The sequence below is a fragment of the Luteibacter sp. 9133 genome, from assembly GCF_000800155.1.
Taxonomy (GTDB): domain Bacteria; phylum Pseudomonadota; class Gammaproteobacteria; order Xanthomonadales; family Rhodanobacteraceae; genus Luteibacter; species Luteibacter mycovicinus.
Genome location: NZ_JUHO01000001.1, coordinates 1,954,799 through 1,975,949 on the forward strand (window position 1 = coordinate 1,954,799; position 21,151 = coordinate 1,975,949).

The window sequence follows — 21,151 nt, forward strand, 5'->3', positions numbered from 1 at the left end:
TGCGCCGCCTTTCATCGTCCCTGGAGAAACCCATGTGCCTGTCCCCGGCGTCGCGGATCGACGTCCTGCTTACCGCTGCCTTCCTGTCGCTCGACCTGCCTGCGGCTCTCGCCAGGGCGGTGCCTGCCACACGCCCGGACCTCGGCGATTTTCAGTGCAACGGCGCGCTTGCTGCCGCGGCGCTCGTCGGCCGGACGGGGCGCGCCATCGCGGAAGACATCGCCGCGTACCTGCGCCAGGAACCGGCTTTTGCCGAGGTTAGCGTTGCCGGTCCGGGTTTCATCAACCTGCGGCTATCCGCCGCGTTCATCGCGCAGGGTCTTGACGCCGTGGCCGCGGATGACCGGCTGGGTATTCCGGATGAAGGCCGTGCGCGGCGTGTCGTGCTCGACTTCGGTGGTCCCAACGTCGCGAAACCGCTGCACGTAGGGCATTTGCGCTCCCTCGTGCTTGGCGAGAGCCTGCGGCGGATTCATGCGGCACTGGGCTGGTCGACGCATGCGGATGTGCATCTCGGTGACTGGGGCTTGCAGATGGGCATGTTGAGCGCGGCGATACGCCGCACGGACCCGACTCTGGCGTTCTTCGATTCCGAGGCGGTGGCGCCGTTTCCCGCGACCGCGCCGGTCACGCTCCGTGAACTCGAACGGCTCTATCCCGAAGCCGCCGCGGCGTGCCGGGAGGACCCTGGCCGGATGGCTGAAGCCCGCGCGGATACGGCGGCCTTGCAGGCGGGCGACCCGGGACTCATGGCGTTATGGCGCTCGTTGCGTGCGCTCAGCCTGACCTCTCAGGTAGCCGACTTCGAGCAGCTGGGCGTGCGCTTCGACGCTCTGGATGGCGAGAGCGACGTGCGGGATGCGATCGCGCCGCTGGTCGCCCGGCTGCGGTCGTGCGGTGTCGCGACAGCAAGTGAGGGCGCCGTGGTCATTGAAGTCGCCGAGCCCACGGACAGCTCGCCGGTGCCGCCGTTGCTGCTGGCAAAGAGCGACGGCGCCGCTCTTTATGCCACGACCGATCTGGCAACGCTCGAGGCTCGTGCGTCGGTGCCCGGGTTGGCGCGTGTCGTATACGTCGTCGATCAACGGCAGGCACTGCATTTCGAGCAGGTCTTCCGCGCGGCGCACAAGGCAGGCATCGCCCGGGGTGTCGAGCTGGTCCACGCCGGTTTCGGCACGGTGAACGCGCCAGACGGCAAACCTTTCAAAACGCGCTCGGGCGGTGTGGCGCGGTTGGCCGAACTGCTGGACGACGCCGTCGCCCGCGCCGCGGAGCGCCTTTCCTCTTCCGGCTACGGCATGGACCTGGACGGTGCGCAACGCGAGACGCTCACGCGCCAGGTGGGCATCGCCGCCGTGAAGTTCGCCGATCTGTCGGGGGATCGTCTCTCGGGGTATGTCTTCGACCCCGGGCGCATGGTCGCGTTCGAGGGGCGCACGGGTCCGTACCTGCAATACGCCTGCGTGCGCCTGCGGTCGTTGCTCGCCAGGGCCGCCGGTGAGGTCGCGGGGCCCGCGCAGGCGTCGGCGCCGGTGGAGCGCGACCTCGCGCTGCATTGCCTGTCATTCGGTGACACGGTGTCGGAAGCCGCCCGGCTCTGCCAGCCCGGTGTACTAGCGGCCTACGCGTATACGCTCGCCCAGCACTTCAGCCGCTTCTATGGCGAGTGCCCGGTGCGGTCGGAGCCGGTTCCCGCCGTGCGTGCTGCCCGGCTGGGACTCTGCGCGCTGACCGAGCGCGTGCTTACCCGCTGCCTCGACCTGCTGGGTATCGAGGTGCCGCTGCGGATGTAGGAGGACCTATCGTCGCAGGCACCGCGCATCCGGCCTCCCCACGCGCGCGCGCCTGTTACCGTCCGTTCGACCTATCGCATCGGGGTAACTGACATGTCCGAGTTGCACGACGTCGCCACGCGCCACGGCTGCGTGGCCTGTGGGCTGCACGACGTCTGTCTGCCTGCGGGTATCGAAGGCGAGGCGCTCGCGCGCGTCGACCGTATGACCCGGGACCGCCGCACGCTGGTCCGGGGCGAGCCGCTGTTTCGTCAGGGCGAGGTGTTCCACTCGCTTTACGTCCTCCGGTCGGGCGCGACGCGCAGCACCATCGCCGATGCCGAAGGCGTGCATCAGGTCATCGGCTTCGGGTCGCCGGGCGATATTCTTGGCGTGGACGGGTTGCTCGACGAGGCGTACCGCACCGAGGCGATCGCGCTGGAGCGCAGCACGCTGTGCGAGGTACCGTTTGCCCGGATGGAAGCGGCTCTGACCGAAGTGCCGTCGTTGCACCGGCGCATGTTGCGCGTACTCAGCGGCGAGGTCGCCGCCGATCAGGATCATCTCGTGGCGATGGGACGTCAGTCGGCTGTCGAACGCGTCGCCTTGTTCGTGCACGGTCTGGTCGAGAAGCAGGGCAGGTTGTCGCGGCAGGGCGATTGGCTGCGGCTGTCGATGTCACGTGCGGACATCGCCAATTACCTTGGTCTTGCCGTGGAAACCGTGAGTCGTGCGTTGGGGCGCATGGAGGAGACGGGGATGCTGCAGGCCAGTGGTCGCACGCTGCGCATCCTCGACCGCGCGATGCTGTCGGCGATGGTTTCCGCGGCGCCCTTGCGATCGCAGGAAAAACTGACCGCGATCAGGAAACGCGCGGCAATGAATTCCTAACCTTTGTCTGCCGACCGGTTGCGGTCGGGACAGAATGAAGGAGTTTTCCGTGCGTAACCTGAAGAACGTCGCCATCGCCAGCCTGCTGTGTATGGCTCCTGTCACCGGTGCGATCGCCCAGTCCGTCGATAATCCCTGGATCCTGCACATTGGAGCCCATGTCGTCGACCCGCGCTCCGACAACGGCCACCTCGCGGGCATGAAGGCCAGCGTCGGCAGCAGCACGCGTCCGACGCTGAGCCTCGAATACCTGTTCACTCCCGAATGGAGCGTCGACGTGCTCGCTGCCGTGCCGTTCCAGCACAGCGTCCGCCTCAACGGCCAGCGCGCCGCCACCGTGAAGCAGTTGCCGCCGACGGTCGGCGTAAACTATCACTTTCTCGCGGGTCGCCCGGTGTCGCCCTTCGTCGGCGTCGGCGTGAACTACACGCGCTTCTTCGACACGAAGGGTCGCGGCGCCTTGCAGGGCGCCAACGTCGACCTCGACAGCAGCTGGGGCATCGCGTGGCACGGTGGCGTCGATATCACGCTGGACCCGCGCTGGACTCTGACGCTCGACGCCCGTTACATGGACATCGATTCAAAGGTGAAGGTCGGCGGGGCCTCGGTGGGTACCGCGCATATCGACCCGTGGGTGTATGGCTTCAGCTTTGGGTATCACTTCTGACGGCAAGATCCGGATGGCTGGCGAGTCCAGGCCGCGAGCACCATGGATTCATTCCCACACCGGAGTGAATCCATGTCGTTTCGAATCAGTGGTCTCGATCCCGCACCTTTCCAGTCCCTCTACGGCCTTGATGACCGATCACTCGAGGCGCGCAACGCCTTACGCGTTATTGCCGGCGATGACACCGGGTACCCTGAACGCATCGAACTTCGCGCCGCGCGCAAGGGCGAGGCGCTGATCCTCCTGAACTACGTTCACCAGCCCGCGCCGGGGCCTTATCGCGCGAGCCATGCCATCTTCGTCCGTGAGGGCGCGACGGTCGCTCATGACGCCGTGGACGAGGTTCCCGACGTGATCCGCACGCGGCATATTTCCTTGCGCGCCTTCGACGAACGAGGGCATATCGCCGATGCGCTTCTCGTACCGGGTACCGCGGTTGAAGAGGCGGTGGAACGCCTCTTCAACCGCGGCGCGGTGCGCTACATCCATGCGCATTACGCGGCTTACGGGTGCTATGCCGCGCGGATCGACCGCGTCGGATAAGCGAAGATCAGAGCTTGTAGTTGAGCCCGAACATCACCGTCCGCCCGTACGTATCGAACTCCAGCGGGCGTGCGACCTTCACGTTGTTCGGCAACGCGGCTATCTGCTGCGTCTTCATCGGCGAATCGGTCAGGTTGTTGACCTGAAGAAGAATCGACAGCCCGTTCCATGTGCCATGGTCGAAGGCGTAGCCGAGCTGCAGGTCAGTCTGCTTGTCCGCCAGCACCTGGGTGTATCCCAGCTGGTCGAAGAGGGCGACGGCCTCACCGGTGAAGGACGAGCGGTAACGTTCCGCCACGCGTACCGACCAGCCGTACTTCTCGTAGTACAGGGCGAGGTTGGCGACTTTGCGGGACAAACCGGGCAGGGTCGACGGGCTGCCCGGGATGCTCGACACGGCGCTGACCGGCAGGGTGCTGTTGGTCAGCGAGAAATTGGCCTGCACGCCGAAGCCGTCGAGAGCCGGGGTGACGAGACCGCCTTCCAGCGACCCGGACAATTCCAGGCCCTGCATCTTGCCGCCGGTGCCATTTTCCGGGCGTGTGAACGAGCCGATGGTGCTGGTCGGCGTGAGTGTCGGGTTGTCGTTGACGTAACGCGAGAAGTCGTAATCCAGCGTGGTCTGATTGTAGATGTAATTCAGCAGATTCTTGTTGAACACCGCGGCGGCGACGTAGCTCGCCGTGCCGAAGTATTTTTCCCATGACAGATCCGCACCCACGGCGATATACGGCTTGAGCTTCGGGTTGCCGCCGCTGCCGGACCAGAGCACCTGACCCGCGCCCGGACCGTCGAGGACTTCCGCAACGCCCGCCGAGGTGGCGACCTTTTCGTCGTCGATGCGTCCGCGCGCCATGGTCTTGGCCAGGCCGAAACGCAGGAACTGCTTGTCGGCGATCTCGGCGGCGAGGTTGAGGCTGGGCAGGATCTTGCTGTACTTCGCGCCATCGGAGATGCGCCCCACGAGCGCGTCACCATTCGTCTGCAGGGCCTCTGACGACTGGTCCGTCTTCACCCCTTGCACGCCGACGTTGCCACGCAGCGGGATATCGCCCAGATGCGTGTCGATGTTGAACTTGACGTAGGCGACAGGGACTTTCTCCTCGACCGAATAGTTGCGACTCCAGTCCGATTGACCGTTGCGCTGGGTCTTGTAGTACTGGCTGTTGAGGGCTTGCAATACGTCGTAGTTGACGACGCCGGGAAAGCCGCCGTAGCTGAGATCGGTGATGCCGCTGAGCGCGGACGGATCGATGGGAGCCGCGAAACCGGGCACGTAATCGGCCGACGTCGATCCGTTACCGTTGAGCCAGGCAAAGTACACGTCGGCCTGCTTGGTCTTCTTGCGGTCGGAGTAGTTCACGCCGATGTTGACGTCGCTGAAGATCCAGCCCACGGGATGGCTCACCTCGAGGCGGAAGGCCTTGATCGTGTCCTTCTGCTTGTCGAACTCTTCGCGGCCGTCATAGCCGTAGTTGTTGGGATCGGTGAAGAACATCGCCGAGGGATCGGCGAAATTCACCCCGGGACGAAAATCCGGAAAGTGCTCGTGGATCGGCGTCGCGAAATCGGTCGACGATGTCGCCTGATCGGGAAGACCGGCGAACAGGTAGGCGTCGTGCAGGTCCTTCTTCGCGCTTGAATACGAGAGATCGGCCGTGAGTGCCCAGCCGTTGCCGAAGTCGTACTGGTTGTTCCAGCCCGCGGAGAAGAGCTTGTCGTGTTCTTTCGTGTAGTCGTTCTGCAGGATCGACTTGAGGCCGTCGATGTGGCCGGTAGTAACGATCGGATAGGGCAGTGCGGGGACCACGCCCACGTTCGAATACGAGACGTTGTCGTAAGGGCTGCTCGACCACTGCGCACCATTGAGGTACGTCTTCTGATTGAACGTCGAGTAGTACAGATCGAGCGTGGAGTGATAGTGGTCGTCCGGAGCCCACTCGAGCACGGTCATCAGGCCGTTACGCAGCTGGTTCTCCGATTTTGCACGCAACTGCGCGCCTTCCTGAGAAAGCACGTTGTCCGGCAAGCCTGGTGTATGCGGCGCGCCCCAGTTGTTCTCCGCGCCCTGCGATCCATTGTTGAGACTCCACCACCACGCCTGATACTGCTTTTCCTGCACGGGCGAATCCAGCTGCGCGAAGCCGACCGCCAGTCCCAGCGTGTGGTCGAAGTACTGGTCGATATACGAGAAGCTGACGCGATGACCCGCATCGCCCACGCCGGAGCCGTGATTGAGGCTGCCGTTGGAATTGGTCTCCCCGCGCACGTTGGCGGCGAACGTCCGCTTGGGCAGATCCAGCGGCTTGATCGTGTGCAGATCGACGGTGCCGGAGAGACCCTGGCCGATGAGGCTCGCATCCGGTGTCTTGTAGACGGCGGCGCCGCTGATCAGTTCGGACGGATACTGGTCGAAATCGACACCTCGGTTTTCGCCGATCGTCGCTTGCTCGCGGCCGTTCAGCGTGGTGCCGGCGAAGTCGGGCGACAGGCCGCGAATGGAGATCTGGTTCGCGCGCCCATCGACACGCTGCGTCGCAAGGCCGGACAGGCGCGCCAGACTCTCGGCGATGCTGCTGTCGGGAAGCTTGCCGATGTCCTCGGCGGAGATCGCTTCGATGATGTTGTCCGAATTGAGCTTGGCCTTGAGTGCGCTCTGGATGCTGCCCTGAATACCCGTGACGACCACCGCGTCGAGGTTGCTCGCGGCATCCGGATTGGCGGCGCGCTTTTCCTTGTCGCTCTGCGGAGCCTGCGCGGCGGTAGCTGGCGTGGCTGCCGGCTTCGTGGCGGCCTTCACGGCTGGCTTCGCCGTATCCTGCGCCGTGGGCGTTCGCTCCTGGGCGGTGGCGATGCCGCCGCACAGCAGCGAGAGCGCGGCGGCGCATGCGACGGCCAATGGCCGGCGTGGGGTGGCGGGCACGGCACGGCCCTGCGTCTGTCGACGATTCATCGAGATCCCTGCGATTACGTTGAGTGAGCGGCGCACCCCTGTTCACGCCGCCGCGCGAGAATGCGCGCCCCTTGCGTCGGTGTCATCGTGCGTCGCAGCAGAATCCTGCGGCCTGGTTCATCCGGGCGCAAAGTCTCGTGGTGCGTTGCAATAGGCGGACGTCTAAGCATTTTTGGCCGTTGACGCCCTTTTTACAGTGCGCTATATGTTGCTCCACGCGGTGCGTTCGACGAACGTCATACCGCGTATTCCTCCGGCATCCTTGGGGTATGCCGGCACGCAGCTCGCGATGAATGACGGACAGACCGCTACGATGCGTCGCCCCGATTCCAATCAGAACGCCAGCTGCGCCTTCGCAGGTCGTCCGTTCGTGCATGTGAGGGCCGATGGCCTTCCGATCCTCGCGCGAAACAAACTCAGCGCCCTGCGTTCCCGCGGCAAGTGTGTCGCCGGCTACTCGCCCCCGCAAACCTCCCTCTGATCGTCCGACCAAACTGATCGGCACGTTCACCCGTCCGTCGTGATGTCGACGCATGCCCGCTGACGCGAGCGTGCACGAGCATCCATGTCCGGACCGCGCGACGAACCCGCTGGTCAGCCTTTTTTCAGAGCACTTTCGGGGTGGGGGTGGATCGTGGGTATCGATAAGGTTTTCAACAAGAAGTGTCTGGTCGTGGCCGTGTGTGCGGTACTGGCCAATGGGGCGTTTGCGCAGGACGCTGCGCCAGCGCCGTCAACGCCGCCGCCGGTCAAAGCGGCTACGGATACGAAGGACCCGGCCGCCAAGCCGGACAAGGCCGTGCAGATGAAGGCGCTCAGCGTCGTGGCCAACCGCTATGACGCGACCAACATGCGCATGGATTCCATCAACACGGTGGACGTGTTGTCGGCAGCCGACCTGCAGCACACCGCCGTGCACAACGTGGCGGAGGCACTGGGCCTGATGTCCGGCGTCAACGTAACGACTACGGGCTCCGGCTATTTCGGCGGCATCGACGGCGCGGCGCGCGGCGAGGGCATGTTCACCTCGGTGCGTGGCCTGCCGTCCGAGTACAACGTCAATCTGGTGAACGGCAGCAACGTGGCCCAGGGCATGCCATATAGCCGCAGCGTACAGCTGAGCCTGCTGCCACCGTCGGGCTTGCAGACCATCGTACTCAACAAGACCTCGACCGCCGACATGGACGGCGACGCGATCGGCGGGACGATCGACTTTCGCACGCCGAGCGCCTTCGATTTCAGGAAGGATTTCAGCGGCAGCGTCACCGCCAGCGGACGCGTGGAAAGCCGTGCGCGCGACTACGGCGGCAGCGGCCTCGGCAGCGGTCTGGCCGGGGAACTGCAAGGCAAGTTCGGTGCCGAGAAACAGTTCGGCATTTACGTAAGCGGCTATTACGACTACCGCAACATCGCCAACAGCGAGATCGGTGCGGCGGAAAGTGCGTCCAACGACGGTTCCTGGGCATTTCTTCACGCGACCGCGGAAGGCGACAGCGCGCCCGGGTACGACCCCGCTCACAACCTGACCAGCCTCGGCAGCAACGTCGGCATCGCGTCGGGGTTCGAGCGCCGCTACGGCGGCAATATCTCGTTCGACTGGAACGTGGACCCGACGCTCAAAGCCTATGCGCGAATGACTTACGCGTATGCGCTGACCGAGCAGAACACCACGTATAACCAGCTTTTGCCGCAGGACGTGACGTACGTACCGACCTCCACGCCAGGCGTGTACACGCCGAACATCGGGCGCATCGCCAACCGCTTCTGGTTCGAGACCAACCCGGAGCGGGCAGACCTGGCCACGATCCAGTTCGGTGCGGACAAGACCGCCGGCGGATGGACGATTTCGCCCAACGTCTTCTGGAGCATCGGCCGCAACGACCGACCCGAACACGTCGAGATCGACGGGCGCGAGGACAAGTATTCGCAGGACAACTTCGCGTATAACCGCAGTTCGCTGCTGAGCTACGGCGGCAACGGCTTCCCGTACCCCGTGCTGACGCCGGGTTTGCAGAACTCCGTCAACAACGTGCAGAACATGTACGCCAACGATTATGGCGAGGTCACCGACATCCGCTCCGGCCAGAAGCGCGGCGGCGCCAAACTCGATCTGCGCTATGACTTCGACAGCGGCGTGCTGCAGTCGGTCAAGTTCGGCGTGAAGTACAGCGACAGCTCGCGTGAGTTCACCAACCGCGACTGGTCGACCGGCGGCATCAACGACGGAACGACGACACTCGACGACCTCGGCATCTTCAAGGGCTATTACAATCAGATTTTTCCCGGCAAATTCGACTGGCGGACGCCGGAAGTCAGTCGTGCCGCGGTCGCCGCGCTCATCGCGGCCCACGTCCAGCCGTCGGATCTGGATACCTGCGGCCAGCTGGACTTCAACAACTACAACTGCGACACCATGCGCGGCACGGAAGCGGTCAGTGCCGCGTACGGCATGGCCACGTTCCAGAGCGGTCCGTGGGAGATCATTCCCGGTGTGCGCTTCGAGCACACCTCCATCCACAACACGTTCTGGACGACGCCGACCGACGCCGACGGCAACGAGGCGCCGGGCTACTTCTCCAATAACCGGACCATCTACAACGAGCCGCTCGGCAGCCTGTTCATCAATTTCCGCCCGGACGGCAACATCGTGTATCGCGGCGCGATCTGGCAGAGCTACACGCGACCGGCCTTCGTGCAGCTGGGCGGCGGTTCGCAGATCAGTGTGTCCGATGGCGTGACGACGATCACCAGCGGCAACCCGAACCTGAGCCCGATCAAGGCCACCAACGTGGATCTGGGCGCCGAGTGGACGACGCAGAGCGGCGGTTACGTGTCCCTGGCCAGCTACTACAAGAAGCTGCGCAACTACATCTACGACAGCGGCGGCGGCCAGGCCAATCCGAACACGTCCGGTGTGGGTACCGTCCTCACAAAGACGCCGACCAACGGCGGGGACGGGCATGTCTACGGTCTCGAAGCCACGTACAGGCAGAAGTTCCAGAACCTGCCTGAGCCCTTCGATGGCCTGGGCTTCAGCGTCAACGCCACGCGGCAGAACTCGAAGGTCGACCTGGGCCGCGACGGCTTCGAGAACGAAAGGCTGCAGTCGGCTCCACAGCGCATGGCCAACGCCGAGCTGTTCTACGAGAAGGCCGGTTTCTCGCTGAACCTCAGCTACCACTACACGGGCTCCTACCTGTCGACCTACGACTTCCTCAATCAGGGCAATCCGTGGGACGACCTGTGGATCCGTCCGATCCGCCGCGTCGACCTGCATGCGGGTTACCTTATGAATAACGGCCTGCAGTTCGATTTGCAGATCAGCAACCTGACCAAGCAGTACTCCTACTGGTCGCACATCGGCAGGAACAGTCTGGCCAACTCCGACATCGTGGATGCGGGCATGACCACCCTGTTGACCGTGAAGTACTCGTTCTGACCATGCAACGACGTCGGTTCCTCGCTCTGTCCTTGCTCACGCCGCTGGCGTTCGCCGGTCGCGCGTGGGCGGGGCCGTCCGGTGTCGCCGCTTCGGCGGTGGCACCGGACGGGCGCGGACATGCGTTCGCCTTCGGCAAGCGTACGTTTCTTCTCGACGGGAAGCAGTTCCAGATACGCAGTGGCGAGATGCATCCGGCGCGGATCGCGCGTGAGCACTGGCGTCATCGCATCCGGATGGCGCGTGCGATGGGTCTCAATACCGTGGCGATCTACGTGATGTGGAATCACCACGAGCGCGAGCCCGGCGTGTTCGATTTCGAAAGCGACAATCGCGACATCGTGGCCTTTATCCGCTTGTGCGCGGAGGAGAGGATGTGGGTGTATCTGCGCCCGGGTCCGTACATCTGCGGTGAGTGGACGAACGGTGGTCTGCCGGCATGGCTCCTGCGCGATCCGGATACCCGCCTGCGCACGCGTGACGATCCCCGTTACATGGCGGCGGTGCGTCGCTATATCGCAGCGCTCGCACCGCGTATCGCACCGCTGATGGCAGGTGCGGGTGGTCCCGTGCTGATGTTGCAGGTCGAAAACGAATATTCGATGTTCGCCGACGATGTCGGCTACCTGGAGGCGCTGCGCGATCTGTGGCGGGAGCACGGCATCGCGGGACCGTTCTCCGTGTCGGATGGCTGGAAGGACCTGCGGCGGCGTAAGGCCTATCCGAAAGGCATGGCGCTTGGCCTCGATGGTGCGGACGTCGCGGACATGCTCAGGGGCCGGAGCTTCGCGGGCGAGTCGCCCGTGTGGCTGGGCGAGGGTTATCCCGGCTGGCTTACGCACTGGGGTGAGCCGGCCTTCGCGACCAGGGACCTCGTCGAGCCGCTTCGGGAGATCATGCGCGCCGGGTATTCCTTCAACCTGTATGTGGTGCACGGCGGGACCAACTTCGGTCTGACCGCGGGAGCCAATGCGGAGGACGACGGCTCGCAGTTCCAGCCCGTCGTCACCAGCTACGACTACGGTGCACCCATCGATGAGCGGGGGCGTGCCACGCCGCACTACGCGGCGTTGCGCCGGGTGATCGTGGAGAGCGCAGGAGTCACGCCGCCCGCGATGCCCGAGGCTCCTCCCTCGGCCACGTTTTCACCGGTGACGCCTGTACCGTTCGCGTCGCTCTGGGACAACCTTCCGGGCGAGCCGGTCAGGCTGCCATCGCCCGGTCCGAACGAGATCCTGTTCGGCCAGGATCAGGGACTGGTCGTTTATCGCAAGCGGATCGCCGCCGGCAGCGTTCTGCGGCTGGAGAACGTGCGCGATTATGCCGTCGTGCATGTCGATGGGCGTGAAACGGCTGTCGTATCGCGGGTCGAGCATGCGTCGCTCAGTTCGCGGCCGGATGTGACGCTGCCTGCGCGGGCCTCGGGCGAGGCGACCGTCGAGGTCCTGGTCGATACCTTCGGCCACATCAATTTCGGGCCGCGGCTGGGTGACCACAAAGGCCTCATCGGGCCGGTGACGCTCGATGGTGTCGCCCTGCATGAGGTCGAGGCGTGGCCGTTGCCGCTGGACGATGCGTGGGTTCGCGGTCTCAAGCCGTTGAAGGCGGCACCGTCGCGAGGTGGAGTGTTCTTCAGGGCGGCGCTTCATGTGGATGTACCTGGCGACGTTTATCTCGACATGAGTGGGTGGGCGAAGGGGTATCTGTGGGTCAACGGGCGGTTGCTGGGGCGGTACTGGAGTGTCGGGCCGCAGCTTCGGTTGTTCTGTCCGGGTCCGTGGTTGAAGGCGGGGGAGAACGAGGTGCTGGTGTTGGATCTGCATCGGGTGGAGGGGGCGGTGATTGCTGCTGCCGATAGTTTGCATGGGGTGGGGCAGGCACCGGTCGCCAGCAGGGCTGGCTCCTACCAGGAGCGGGACCCCGCAGCCCGGTGGGAGCCGACCCTGTTGGCGTCAGGTGCTGGCCGAAGCTACCCGGAAACGGGCCGCGAATCATGAGAGCGACAGCCACCCCGACCGCCAACGCGGTAGCGCCAGGAACATCCGCCGTACCGCCGCGAGCCATCGGCTTCTGGGGCGGGCTTTCCGCCAACGTCCTCAACATGATCGGCATCGGGCCGTTCGTGACCATCCCGCTCGCCCTCTCGGCCCTGGCAGGACCCTCGGTGCTGCTGGGCTGGGTCGCCGGCGCACTGCTGTGCCTCTGCGACGGTCTGGTCTGGGCCGAACTTGGCTCCACCATTCCCGAATCCGGCGGTCCCTACCATTACCTGCGCGAGGCTTATGGCCGCGACAAAGCCGGCCGTCTGTTCGGTTTCCTCTACCTCTGGCAGACGCTGCTCACCGCGCCGCTTTCCATCGGTTCGGCGGCGGTGGGTTTCGCCCAGTACGCGGGCTTCCTCATCCCGTCCCTGGGGGAAACGGGCAGAGCGCTCGTCGCCGCCGGCTTGTGTCTGCTCAACACGGCCGTGCTCTATCGGCGGGTGGGTCAGATCCAGCGGCTGTCCGTGCTGGTCAGCGCGATCGTCGTGATCGCGTGCGCATGGATCGTGATCAGTGGCATCAGGCACTTCGACATGACGATCGCAAGCCACTTCTTCCAGGCACACGTCGACTCATCTCACGGGTTCTGGCTGGGCCTCGGCGCGGTCGCCCTGATCGCGGTGTACGACTACGGCGGTTACAACAACGTCTGCATGCTGGGCGGTGAGGTCAAGCGGCCGCGGCGCACCATTCCGATGGCGGTGCTCGTTTCCATTCCGCTGGTGGCCGTGCTGTATCTGGGCCTCAACCTCAGCATTCTCGGCGTACTGCCCTGGGAGCAGGCGGCGCACTCGAAGGCCGTGGTGGCCGACTTCATGCAGGCGATCCACGGTCGCACGGGCGGCACGCTGGCCGTGCTCCTGATTCTTCTGGCCAGCTGGGGATCGGCGCTGGTGGTGTTGCTGGGCTACTCACGCGTGCCCTACGCGGCGGCGGCGGACGGCCAGTTCTTTCCCGTCTTCGCGCGCCTGCATCCGCGGGGCGGGTTTCCCACGGTGTCGCTCCTGTTCGTAGGCGCGACATCCGCCGCGGCCTGCTTCCTGTCACTGGAGCATCTGATCGCCACGCTGATGGTCACGCAGATCCTGTTTCAGTACATCGCGCAGTGTTTCGCCGTGGTGGCCCTGCGTCGCCGCCGCGCCGACGCCGACGTGTTTCGCATGCCGCTGTATCCGCTGCCGCTGGTCGTCAGCGTCATCGGCTGGCTGTATCTCGTGGCGACGGCGGGCACCTCGTCCATCGTCGCCGCCGTGGTCGCGGTCCTCGCGGGCACGCTTCTTTTCCTGTGGCAAGCACGGAGGTCCCGCACGTGGCCATTTCCCCATCGCTGAAATCATGGGATGTCGCCGTCGTCGGAGAGATCTACGCCGATCACGTCTTCAGCGGCTTTCCCTCCTGGCCCGGCCCCGGCGAAGAAGTGATCGCCGAGAACTACGTGCGCGAACTCGGCGGCGGCACGATCAATACCGCCTGTGCCTTGTCGCGGCTCGGACGCCGTGTCCGCCTGGTCGGACTGATCGGCGATGCCGATCTCGACTGGTTCGAAGGCCGTCTGGGCGAATTCGGTGTCAGCATGGACGGTATCCGGCTGGGCAGCGACGGCACCGGCATCACCGTGAGCGTCTCGACGGTGGAGGATCGATCGTTTTTCACCTATCCCGGCGTCAACCGCTCGCTCCCGGAACTGCTGGCGACGTCGGAGATCGTGGCGGATCTGTCCGCCGCCCGTCATGTGCATTTCGCCATGCCGCTGCCGCGCGACCTTGCCTCGACCCTGCTTCCGCTGTTGCGTGAGGCGGGGTGTACGACCTCCCTCGACGTCGGCTACAGCCCGGCGTGGCTGCAAGACCCTGTCAACCGGCTCAGTTGCCGCGATGTCGACCTCTTCCTGCCCAACGACAAGGAAGTCGCGCTGTTATGCGGCGACGACGCCCCCTCGTCCTATGAGGCCTGGTCCGCCGCGGCCGGTATCGCTCGTGCCGTCATGAAACAGGGCGCCCGTGGTGCGTGGATCGCCGATGCACGCGGTCTGCGCCGGGTGCCGGCGCCGCGCATCGAAGCGGTCGACTCCACCGGTGCGGGCGATGCCTTCGACGCGGGCGTCATCGACGGGCTGCTCGATGGCGAGTCCATCGATGGCTGCGTCGAGCGCGGTTGCATCTGCGGGGCGTTGTGTACGACGGCCGCCGGCGCCCTTGAATCGCTTCCCCATCCCCAGCCATTAAGGACACTTCGTGAGCAAACGTACGGATCGTAAGATCGCATTGATCGGAGGCGGCGGTGTCCGGTCTCCGCTTGTCGTGTTCGGCGTCAACGAAGCCGCCGAGGCGCTCGGCGCGGCCGAAATGGTCCTCTACGACCCCGATCCCGAGCGGCTGCGGATCATGGTCGGCCTGGGCAATGCCGTGATCCGTCGCTCGGGCGGCGCGCTGCGGCTACGTGGCGGCACCTCGATGGAAGACACCATCGAAGGCGCCGACTTCGTGCTCAACAGCATTCGTATCGGCGGTATCGCCGGTCGCGCCGCCGACGAACGCGCATCCATCGCGCAGGGATATCCGGGGCAGGAGACGACGGGCCCCGCCGGCGTCGCCATGGCCCTGCGCACCATTCCTGTCGCGATAGAACAGGCGAAACTCGTCGAGAAGCTGAGCCCGCAGGCGTGGCTGGTCAACTTCACCAACCCCGCCGGCCTGATCACGCAGGCCGTGACCGACCATAGCAAGGCCCGCATCGTCGGCATCTGCGATACGCCGACGGAGCTGTTTCACAATATCGCGCATGCGCTGGGCGAGCCGGCCGACGAGGTCGAGTGCGACTACGTCGGCCTTAACCACCTCGGTTGGGTACGCGGCGTGCGCGTTCGGGGCGAGGAGGTCATCGACACGCTGCTTGCCAGCGATGATCTGCTACGTCAGCTCTATCTGGCGCCGTTGTTCGACTTCGACATGATCCGCACGCTGCGGCTCATTCCCACGGAGTACCTTTTCTTCTACTACGAGCGCCAGCGCGCGCTGGACAACCAGCGCAGGCAGGGCGGGAGCCGCGGTGGCGAAATTCAGAGACTCAACGATGATCTGCTGGCGACGCTGACCGCGCGTCTGGACGCGGGCGACGGCGATGCAGCCGTGGATATTTACGCCGCGTACCTCAACCAGCGTTCCGGCTCGTACATGAAGCTCGAAGCCGAGGGTGGTTCCGCGTTCGATCAGGGGGTCAGCCTGCAGGTCGACCCCTTCCGTGTAGCGACCGGTTACCACCGCATCGCCATCGACGTGATGAGCGCGCTGACCGGTGCGAAACCGGCGCGTATCGTCGTCAACACGCGCAATCGTGGCGCCTTGCCCGATCTGCCCGATAACGACATCGTGGAGATCGCGTCGGATATCTCGCTGGACGCGATCGTGCCCCGTCCCATCGCGCCATTGCCGGATGCGGTGAACGGTCTGGTGCGCTCGGTCAAGGCGTACGAACGTGCCGCGATCGCATCGGTGCTCAACGATCGCCGTCTCGAAGCACGCAAGGCGATGCTGATTCATCCGGCCATCGGCCAGTGGACGCCGTCCGGCGACTTGCTCGACGCCTTGCTGGGTCATGCGAACGAAGACGGCGAATGTCTCTGTCAGGGACCCGTCCATCGCCATATATGACGCGATTCATCTCATGCACACATTCGGATCATTAGCTTTTGTCGGTCTTTTCGTCTGGCATCGGCATGATCGAATCCTCCGCAAGGGAGCGCCTGGACGCGCTCATGGAAGGCAGCGGACGCCGCATCCTCGGCATCGCGGGACTACCGGGCGCCGGTAAATCCACCCTCGTGGCGCAACTGCTCGCATACGCCGGCGACATCGCCGTCGGCGTACCGATGGACGGGTTCCATCTCGCCAACGCCGAGCTCGCCCGCCTTGGCAGGGCCGCCCGTAAGGGCGCCTCCGATACGTTCGACGCGGCGGGCTATGTCGCCTTGCTGCGCCGCCTTAGCTCGCCGGTGCCGGGCGAGACGGTCTACGCACCGGCGTTTCATCGTGAAATCGAAGAGCCGATCGCCGGCGAGATCGCCGTGCCGTCCGATGTACGTCTGGTCATTACCGAAGGCAACTACCTGCTGCTCGATGAAGGTCCGTGGCAAGACGTCCAGGGCCTGCTCGACGAGGTCTGGTTCGTCGACGTCGACGACGCACAGCGCCATGAGCAATTGCTCGCGCGGCACATGCGCTACGGACGCGACCGCCAGGCCGCGCTCGACTGGATCGAACACACCGACGAGCCGAATGCCCGCCGCATCGCTTTGACGGCACCGAAGGCGGATTTTCGTGTGCGCGTGAGCGTGGCGGCGTGATCTCGTTCAAGAACAACTCGCGGGGGCGAGGGCTTCTTCATCCTCCCAGGAGAAACGCATGCATGCGGTAACCCCATCCAAGGTCGACAGCGAGGGCGGCAGCACCGCCCTGGTCGTCGGTATCGCGGTCATCGCCGCGCTCGGCGGTCTTTTGTTCGGCTACGACACCGGCGTGATCGGCGTCGCGCTTCTGGGCCTCGGTCGTGAGTTCGCTCTGGACGACACCACTAAGCAGCTCGTCACCGGCGCGATCATCTTCGGTGCCTTGTTCGGTTGCCTCGGTACCGGCCCGCTGTCCGACCGGTTCGGTCGCCGACGCATGGTGATCTTCGTCGGCGTGCTGTTCGCGCTCGGCTCGATCGCCTCGGCCATGTCGGGCAGCGTCGAGATGCTGATCGCGGCGCGTTTCCTGCTCGGTCTGTCGGCCGGCAGCTCCACGCAGATCATTCCCGTCTACATCGCCGAGGTGTCGCCGCCGAAGCACCGGGGCAAGATGGTGGTGCTGTTTCAGTTCATGGTGGTGTTTGGCATCACCGTGGCGTACTTCACCGGATTCCTGCTCGGCGAACACTGGCGCTGGATGTTCGGTCTCGGCGTGGTTCCGGCGGTGATCCTGCTGGGCGGCATGTTCATTCTCCCGGAGAGCCCGCGCTGGCTGGTGACGCAGGGTCGCAAGAATGAAGCCATCGACGTGCTCGAGCGGGTTCGCGGCGACCGTCGCGCGGCCGAAGCGGAAGTCGTCGAGATCGAGGGCGTTTCCCATAACGAGGAAACCGGGCGCTGGAAGGATTTCGCCAAGCCCTGGATCCGTCCGGCCATCATCGTGGGCGCGAGCATCTCCATGTTCTCGCAGATCACCGGCAACAACGCGCTGATCTATTACGCGCCGACCATCCTCACCAAGGCCGGCTTCTCGGACAAATGGGCCGTGCTCGGCACCGGCGGCAGCACGCTGCTCGTGGTCGTCATGACGGTCATCGGAAGCATCCTGGTCGACAAGATCGGGCGCCGTCGTTACCTGCTGTGGATGATTCCCGGCTCGATCGTGGCGCTCGTGGTGATGGGCATCCTGTTCGAAGGGCAGGGGCCGCAGACCGACGTGAGCCGGGTGCTGGTGGTCGCCTGTCTGGCCGCTTACCTGATGCTGAACTGCGGTGGCTTCGGCGTCTGCATCTGGCTGATCAACTCCGAGGTATACCCGCTGTTCGTTCGCGGCAAGGGCGCGAGCCTGGGCGCCTTCAGTCACTGGTTCTTCGATCTGCTGGTCACCCTGAGCACGCTGTCGCTGGTCACCTGGCTGGGCGCGTCGCATACGTTCTGGCTCTACGCGGTGATCTCGCTCGGTGCCCTGGTCTTCATCTACTACCTCGTGCCCGAGACGATGGGCAAGAGCCTGGAGCAGATCGAGCACGAGCTGCGCGAGGAGCGGTTCTACCCGTTCCAGCAGAAGCGCTTGAAGAAGAGCTGATCCCCGTTTCCGGCAGCGGCTGTTGTAGGAGCCAGCCCTGCTGGCGATGGGTGCTCGCCGTACCCCCCCATCGCCAGCAGGGCTGGCTCCTACAACACGCGCTGTCGGCCAAAGCTCCCACCGGCCCCCGATTTGCCACCAAAAACGCAGAACCATGCGGCAGCATGGCGCCCCGGTCATCCCCCCAAGGCGCTCCCCATGCTGAAGCACACCTTCCTCGCGTTATCGCTGGCCCTGGCCGCCGGCTCGGCCACTGCGGCCGACAAGTCCGCGACCCTCCAGGCCTCCCTGCAAAAGCTCGCCGATCAGGCCAAGCCCGCCAAATTCGGCATCATCGTCGTCGATCTGGATGGCAGCGCCTCGGCGAAGGTCAACGACGACCGGGCCTATATGCTGATGAGCACCTTCAAGGCACCCGTGTCGGCCGCCGTTCTGCATCAGGTGGATGCAGGCAAGCTCCGCCTCGACCAGAAAGTGCACGTCACCCCAGCCGACGTCACGGCCGGTTCCGCCGTCCCGTCGATTGGCGCGCGCGCCGCAAAGGGCCCGATCGATGTCACCGTCAGCGAACTGATGACCGCGGCGGTTACGCAGAGCGACAACACGGCCGTGGACGCGCTATTGAAACTGGTCGGTGGCGGCGAGGTGGTCACGGCATACCTCAAGGACAAGGGCGTCGAGGGCATGCGCATCGACATGGATGAGCGCGCGGTGGGGCATGTGTTCGAAGGTCTGGCCCAAGGCGCGAAGCCACCTCTGCACGAAACGACCGTGCAAGAATCGACGCGGCTGCTGAAGGGCTACGAGGCCGCGATCGTGATGCAGGAGAACACGACGACGCTGGACGGCGCCGCGACGTTCCTGCGCAAGTTGCAGGCTGGCGAGTTGCTCTCGGCTGCATCGACCAAGCGCCTGCTCGACATGATGCAAGCTCAGGTCATTCCGAATCGCATCCGCGCGGGGCTGCCGGCGGGCTTCAGCATCGCGGACAAGACGGGTACGGGTGCCAGCAATGGCGATCGTATCGCCGCGTGGAACGATATGGCGATCATTACCGCGCCCAACGGCAATCGTGCCGTGGTCGGCGCCTTCCTCCGCGACACCACCTCAACGGATGAGCAACGCGCCGCGTGGTTCAAAGAGCTAGGTACCGTTGTTTCGAAGCAGCTGTAGTAGGAGCGAGCCCGCTCGCGAACCCTCACGGATAAACGTGGCGAATGAGGCTTTGCACCTCATTGCGCCAGCGTTATGCCCCGAGGGTTTCGCGGGCAGGGCCCGCTCCTACAGAAAGCGCGTGACGTCGGGCCCTTCGCGTCACGTCGGGCCCTTCGCGTCACATCAGGCCTTGATGAAGTCCAGCAGGTCTTTGTTGAGGACATCCGCGTGGACGGTCAGCATGCCGTGCGGGTAGCCCTTGTAGAGCTTCAGCTGCGCGCCCGGCACCAGCTTGGCGGAGAGTACGCCCGCGTCCTGGTAAGGAACGATCTGGTCGTCGTCGCCGTGCAGCACGAGCGTCGGCACCGTGATCGCCTTGAGGTCTTCGGTGAAGTCGGTTTCCGAGAAGGCCTTGATGCAGTCGTAGTGGGCCTTGGCACCGCCCATCATGCCCTGGCGCCACCAGTTGTCGACCACGCCGTCGAGGGTCTTCACGCCAGGACGGTTGAAGCCGTAGAACGGGATCGGCACTTCGCGGTAGAACTGCGCGCGGTTGTCGGCGAGCGCCTTGCGGAAGCCGTCGAACACCGAGATATCCAGGCCACCCGGGTTGGCGGCGGTCTTGACCATGATCGGCGGCACGGCGCTGACCAGCACGGCCTTGGCGACGCGACCCTTGCCATGACGGGCGACGTAGCGCGCCACTTCGCCACCGCCGGTCGAGTGACCGATGTGTACGGCGTTCTTCAGGTCGAGGTGCGCGGTGAGTTCCGCGACGTCGGCCGCATACGTGTCCATATCGTTGCCGGTCGCGGTCTGCGACGAACGGCCGTGGCCACGACGGTCATGCGCGATCACGCGGAAGCCATTGTTCAGGAAGAACATCATCTGGGCATCCCAGTCGTCCGAGCTCAGCGGCCAACCGTGATGGAAGACGATCGGCTGACCGGTACCCCAATCCTTGTAATAGATCTCGGTGCCGTCTTTGGTCGTGATGAAAGACATGTCGCCTACCTTCTTGCTGGTTTTGGAAGAGGAATGGGTCGTTGCGGCCGGCGCGGCATTGACGCCGGAGGCAAGCACGCTCGCGCCAACGAGCGTGCCCGCGGCGAGGGTCCCCGCGCCGACGACGAAATTGCGGCGGCTGGCATCGTGGCCAGCGCCGAGGGAGGTTGAATCGCTCACGGGGTGTCTCCTTGATTGTCCCGTGACATCTTGCGGAAGCGGGAAACGTCCCGGCTAGAACGCAATTGCCTCCATTTTGACGAGGCGTGACTTTTGATCAACACAAAGTGTCGCCGTAGACGATCAGCGCTGGGCGAGGCGCTCGCGCTCGGCCATTTCCTCGACGGTGTAGCGGGTTTCCGGAACGGCTTCCAGGCGCTCGCGCGGAATGACCTCACCGTTGCCGTCCGAGATGCCATAGGTGCCATCGGCGATCTTCTCGAGGGCACGGTTGACGTCGCCGAGGCGGTTCTCGTTGTGCGACAGCAGGGCTTCGTCCGCATCCTGCTGGGCGAAGCGATCGCCGTCGTCGCCTTCGTCCTGCGGCTCGCCACCGGCGGCGGTCTGAAGCGCCGACTCGTCGGCCCCCGCCGCATCGCCCGTGGCGATCAGCTGGGCGCGTAGGTCTTCGAGGCGCTGTTTCTGGTGTTCGATAAAGGCGGCATCGAGCTTCGACATGAGTGGATCCTGTCCGTGTGGGAATCCTCCATGGTGTACCCCTTGCCGCGTTCAGGGATTGTGCAATCGTGCGTTTCAGCGGCTCGCCGGTCGGCCGCTTTGTCAACGCACCGCGGCGACCCCTCGATCCGAAAGGACGGTCGCTACGGCGGATACCCGCGTGGCGCTGACGAAACATCCAAGCCCGGGTGTGGTG

General features: G+C 64.8%; 15 protein-coding genes. 12 read left to right on the forward strand and 3 right to left on the reverse strand.

The window, feature by feature from the left end; all coding sequences use genetic code 11:
* Nucleotides 1-32 precede the first annotated feature (32 nt).
* From argS to FA87_RS08505, 4 genes are all read left to right on the forward strand, one after another.
* On the forward strand, nt 33-1,793 hold the full coding sequence (argS, locus tag FA87_RS08490; RefSeq protein WP_043693835.1) for an arginine--tRNA ligase: 1,761 nt from the start codon (nt 33-35) through the stop codon (nt 1,791-1,793).
* Nucleotides 1,794-1,886: 93 nt separating this feature from the next.
* Nucleotides 1,887-2,663: a cyclic nucleotide-binding domain-containing protein gene (locus FA87_RS08495; RefSeq protein ID WP_043693837.1), complete on the forward strand. Its 777-nt coding sequence runs from the start codon at nt 1,887-1,889 to the stop codon at nt 2,661-2,663.
* A 49-nt stretch (nt 2,664-2,712) separates the two neighbouring features.
* Nucleotides 2,713-3,330, forward strand: coding sequence for an OmpW family outer membrane protein (locus tag FA87_RS08500; protein ID WP_239709015.1), 618 nt, complete (start codon nt 2,713-2,715; stop codon nt 3,328-3,330).
* Nucleotides 3,331-3,402: 72 nt separating this feature from the next.
* Entirely contained in the window at nt 3,403-3,873 is a 471-nt protein-coding gene (locus FA87_RS08505) for a DUF1203 domain-containing protein (RefSeq protein WP_043693842.1), read from the forward strand.
* A gap of 7 nt (nt 3,874-3,880) precedes the next feature.
* Here FA87_RS08505 and FA87_RS08510 read toward each other — a convergent pair whose 3' ends face one another.
* On the reverse strand, nt 3,881-6,826 hold the full coding sequence (locus tag FA87_RS08510; protein ID WP_043693845.1) for a TonB-dependent receptor: 2,946 nt from the start codon (nt 6,824-6,826) through the stop codon (nt 3,881-3,883).
* A 634-nt stretch (nt 6,827-7,460) separates the two neighbouring features.
* Between FA87_RS08510 and FA87_RS08520 the strand changes: the two genes are divergently transcribed.
* The 8 genes from FA87_RS08520 to bla all read left to right on the forward strand — a co-directional run bounded on the left by FA87_RS08520 (nt 7,461) and on the right by bla (nt 19,290).
* Complete coding sequence (locus FA87_RS08520; protein ID WP_239709017.1) at nt 7,461-10,265, forward strand: TonB-dependent receptor; 2,805 nt, start codon at nt 7,461-7,463, stop codon at nt 10,263-10,265.
* Between the two features lie 2 nt (nt 10,266-10,267).
* Nucleotides 10,268-12,262 (forward strand): beta-galactosidase, encoded by a 1,995-nt coding sequence (locus tag FA87_RS08525; protein ID WP_081996521.1) that lies wholly within the window; start codon nt 10,268-10,270, stop codon nt 12,260-12,262.
* Entirely contained in the window at nt 12,259-13,638 is a 1,380-nt protein-coding gene (locus FA87_RS08530) for an APC family permease (protein ID WP_043693848.1), read from the forward strand. The genes FA87_RS08525 and FA87_RS08530 overlap by 4 nt, the downstream gene beginning before the upstream one ends.
* Nucleotides 13,617-14,564: a carbohydrate kinase family protein gene (locus tag FA87_RS08535; protein ID WP_239709019.1), complete on the forward strand. Its 948-nt coding sequence runs from the start codon at nt 13,617-13,619 to the stop codon at nt 14,562-14,564. The genes FA87_RS08530 and FA87_RS08535 overlap by 22 nt, the downstream gene beginning before the upstream one ends.
* Nucleotides 14,542-15,957, forward strand: coding sequence for a beta-glucosidase (locus FA87_RS08540; RefSeq protein ID WP_036113462.1), 1,416 nt, complete (start codon nt 14,542-14,544; stop codon nt 15,955-15,957). The genes FA87_RS08535 and FA87_RS08540 overlap by 23 nt, the downstream gene beginning before the upstream one ends.
* 65 nt (nt 15,958-16,022) lie before the next feature.
* Nucleotides 16,023-16,649 carry a nucleoside/nucleotide kinase family protein gene (locus tag FA87_RS08545; protein WP_052191224.1) on the forward strand — a complete coding sequence of 209 codons (627 nt, stop codon included), beginning with the start codon at nt 16,023-16,025 and terminating at the stop codon, nt 16,647-16,649.
* A 58-nt stretch (nt 16,650-16,707) separates the two neighbouring features.
* Nucleotides 16,708-18,117: a sugar porter family MFS transporter gene (locus tag FA87_RS08550; RefSeq protein WP_052191225.1), complete on the forward strand. Its 1,410-nt coding sequence runs from the start codon at nt 16,708-16,710 to the stop codon at nt 18,115-18,117.
* A 198-nt stretch (nt 18,118-18,315) separates the two neighbouring features.
* The gene (gene bla / locus FA87_RS08555) at nt 18,316-19,290 is read left to right on the forward strand and encodes a class A beta-lactamase (protein ID WP_052191226.1); all 975 of its coding nucleotides are present in this window, start codon (nt 18,316-18,318) and stop codon (nt 19,288-19,290) included.
* 165 nt (nt 19,291-19,455) lie between these two features.
* Here the strand turns inward: bla and FA87_RS08560 are convergent, their stop codons facing one another.
* On the reverse strand, nt 19,456-20,277 hold the full coding sequence (locus tag FA87_RS08560; RefSeq protein WP_043697697.1) for an alpha/beta hydrolase: 822 nt from the start codon (nt 20,275-20,277) through the stop codon (nt 19,456-19,458).
* A gap of 303 nt (nt 20,278-20,580) precedes the next feature.
* Nucleotides 20,581-20,955 carry a hypothetical protein gene (locus FA87_RS08565; RefSeq protein WP_043693851.1) on the reverse strand — a complete coding sequence of 125 codons (375 nt, stop codon included), beginning with the start codon at nt 20,953-20,955 and terminating at the stop codon, nt 20,581-20,583.
* Between the last annotated feature and the right edge of the window lie 196 nt (nt 20,956-21,151).

What these genes read in the sequence shown, in the direction of transcription:
- argS (WP_043693835.1), top strand. Translation starts at nt 33, where the DNA reads ATGTGCCTGTCCCCGGCGTCGCGGATCGACGTCCTGCTTACCGCTGCC.
- FA87_RS08495 (WP_043693837.1), top strand. Translation starts at nt 1,887, where the DNA reads ATGTCCGAGTTGCACGACGTCGCCACGCGCCACGGCTGCGTGGCCTGT.
- FA87_RS08505 (WP_043693842.1), top strand. Translation starts at nt 3,403, where the DNA reads ATGTCGTTTCGAATCAGTGGTCTCGATCCCGCACCTTTCCAGTCCCTC.
- FA87_RS08510 (WP_043693845.1), bottom strand. Translation starts at nt 6,826, where the DNA reads ATGAATCGTCGACAGACGCAGGGCCGTGCCGTGCCCGCCACCCCACGC.
- FA87_RS08525 (WP_081996521.1), top strand. Translation starts at nt 10,268, where the DNA reads ATGCAACGACGTCGGTTCCTCGCTCTGTCCTTGCTCACGCCGCTGGCG.
- FA87_RS08530 (WP_043693848.1), top strand. Translation starts at nt 12,259, where the DNA reads ATGAGAGCGACAGCCACCCCGACCGCCAACGCGGTAGCGCCAGGAACA.
- FA87_RS08545 (WP_052191224.1), top strand. Translation starts at nt 16,023, where the DNA reads ATGATCGAATCCTCCGCAAGGGAGCGCCTGGACGCGCTCATGGAAGGC.
- FA87_RS08550 (WP_052191225.1), top strand. Translation starts at nt 16,708, where the DNA reads ATGCATGCGGTAACCCCATCCAAGGTCGACAGCGAGGGCGGCAGCACC.
- bla (WP_052191226.1), top strand. Translation starts at nt 18,316, where the DNA reads ATGCTGAAGCACACCTTCCTCGCGTTATCGCTGGCCCTGGCCGCCGGC.
- FA87_RS08560 (WP_043697697.1), bottom strand. Translation starts at nt 20,277, where the DNA reads ATGTCTTTCATCACGACCAAAGACGGCACCGAGATCTATTACAAGGAT.
- FA87_RS08565 (WP_043693851.1), bottom strand. Translation starts at nt 20,955, where the DNA reads ATGTCGAAGCTCGATGCCGCCTTTATCGAACACCAGAAACAGCGCCTC.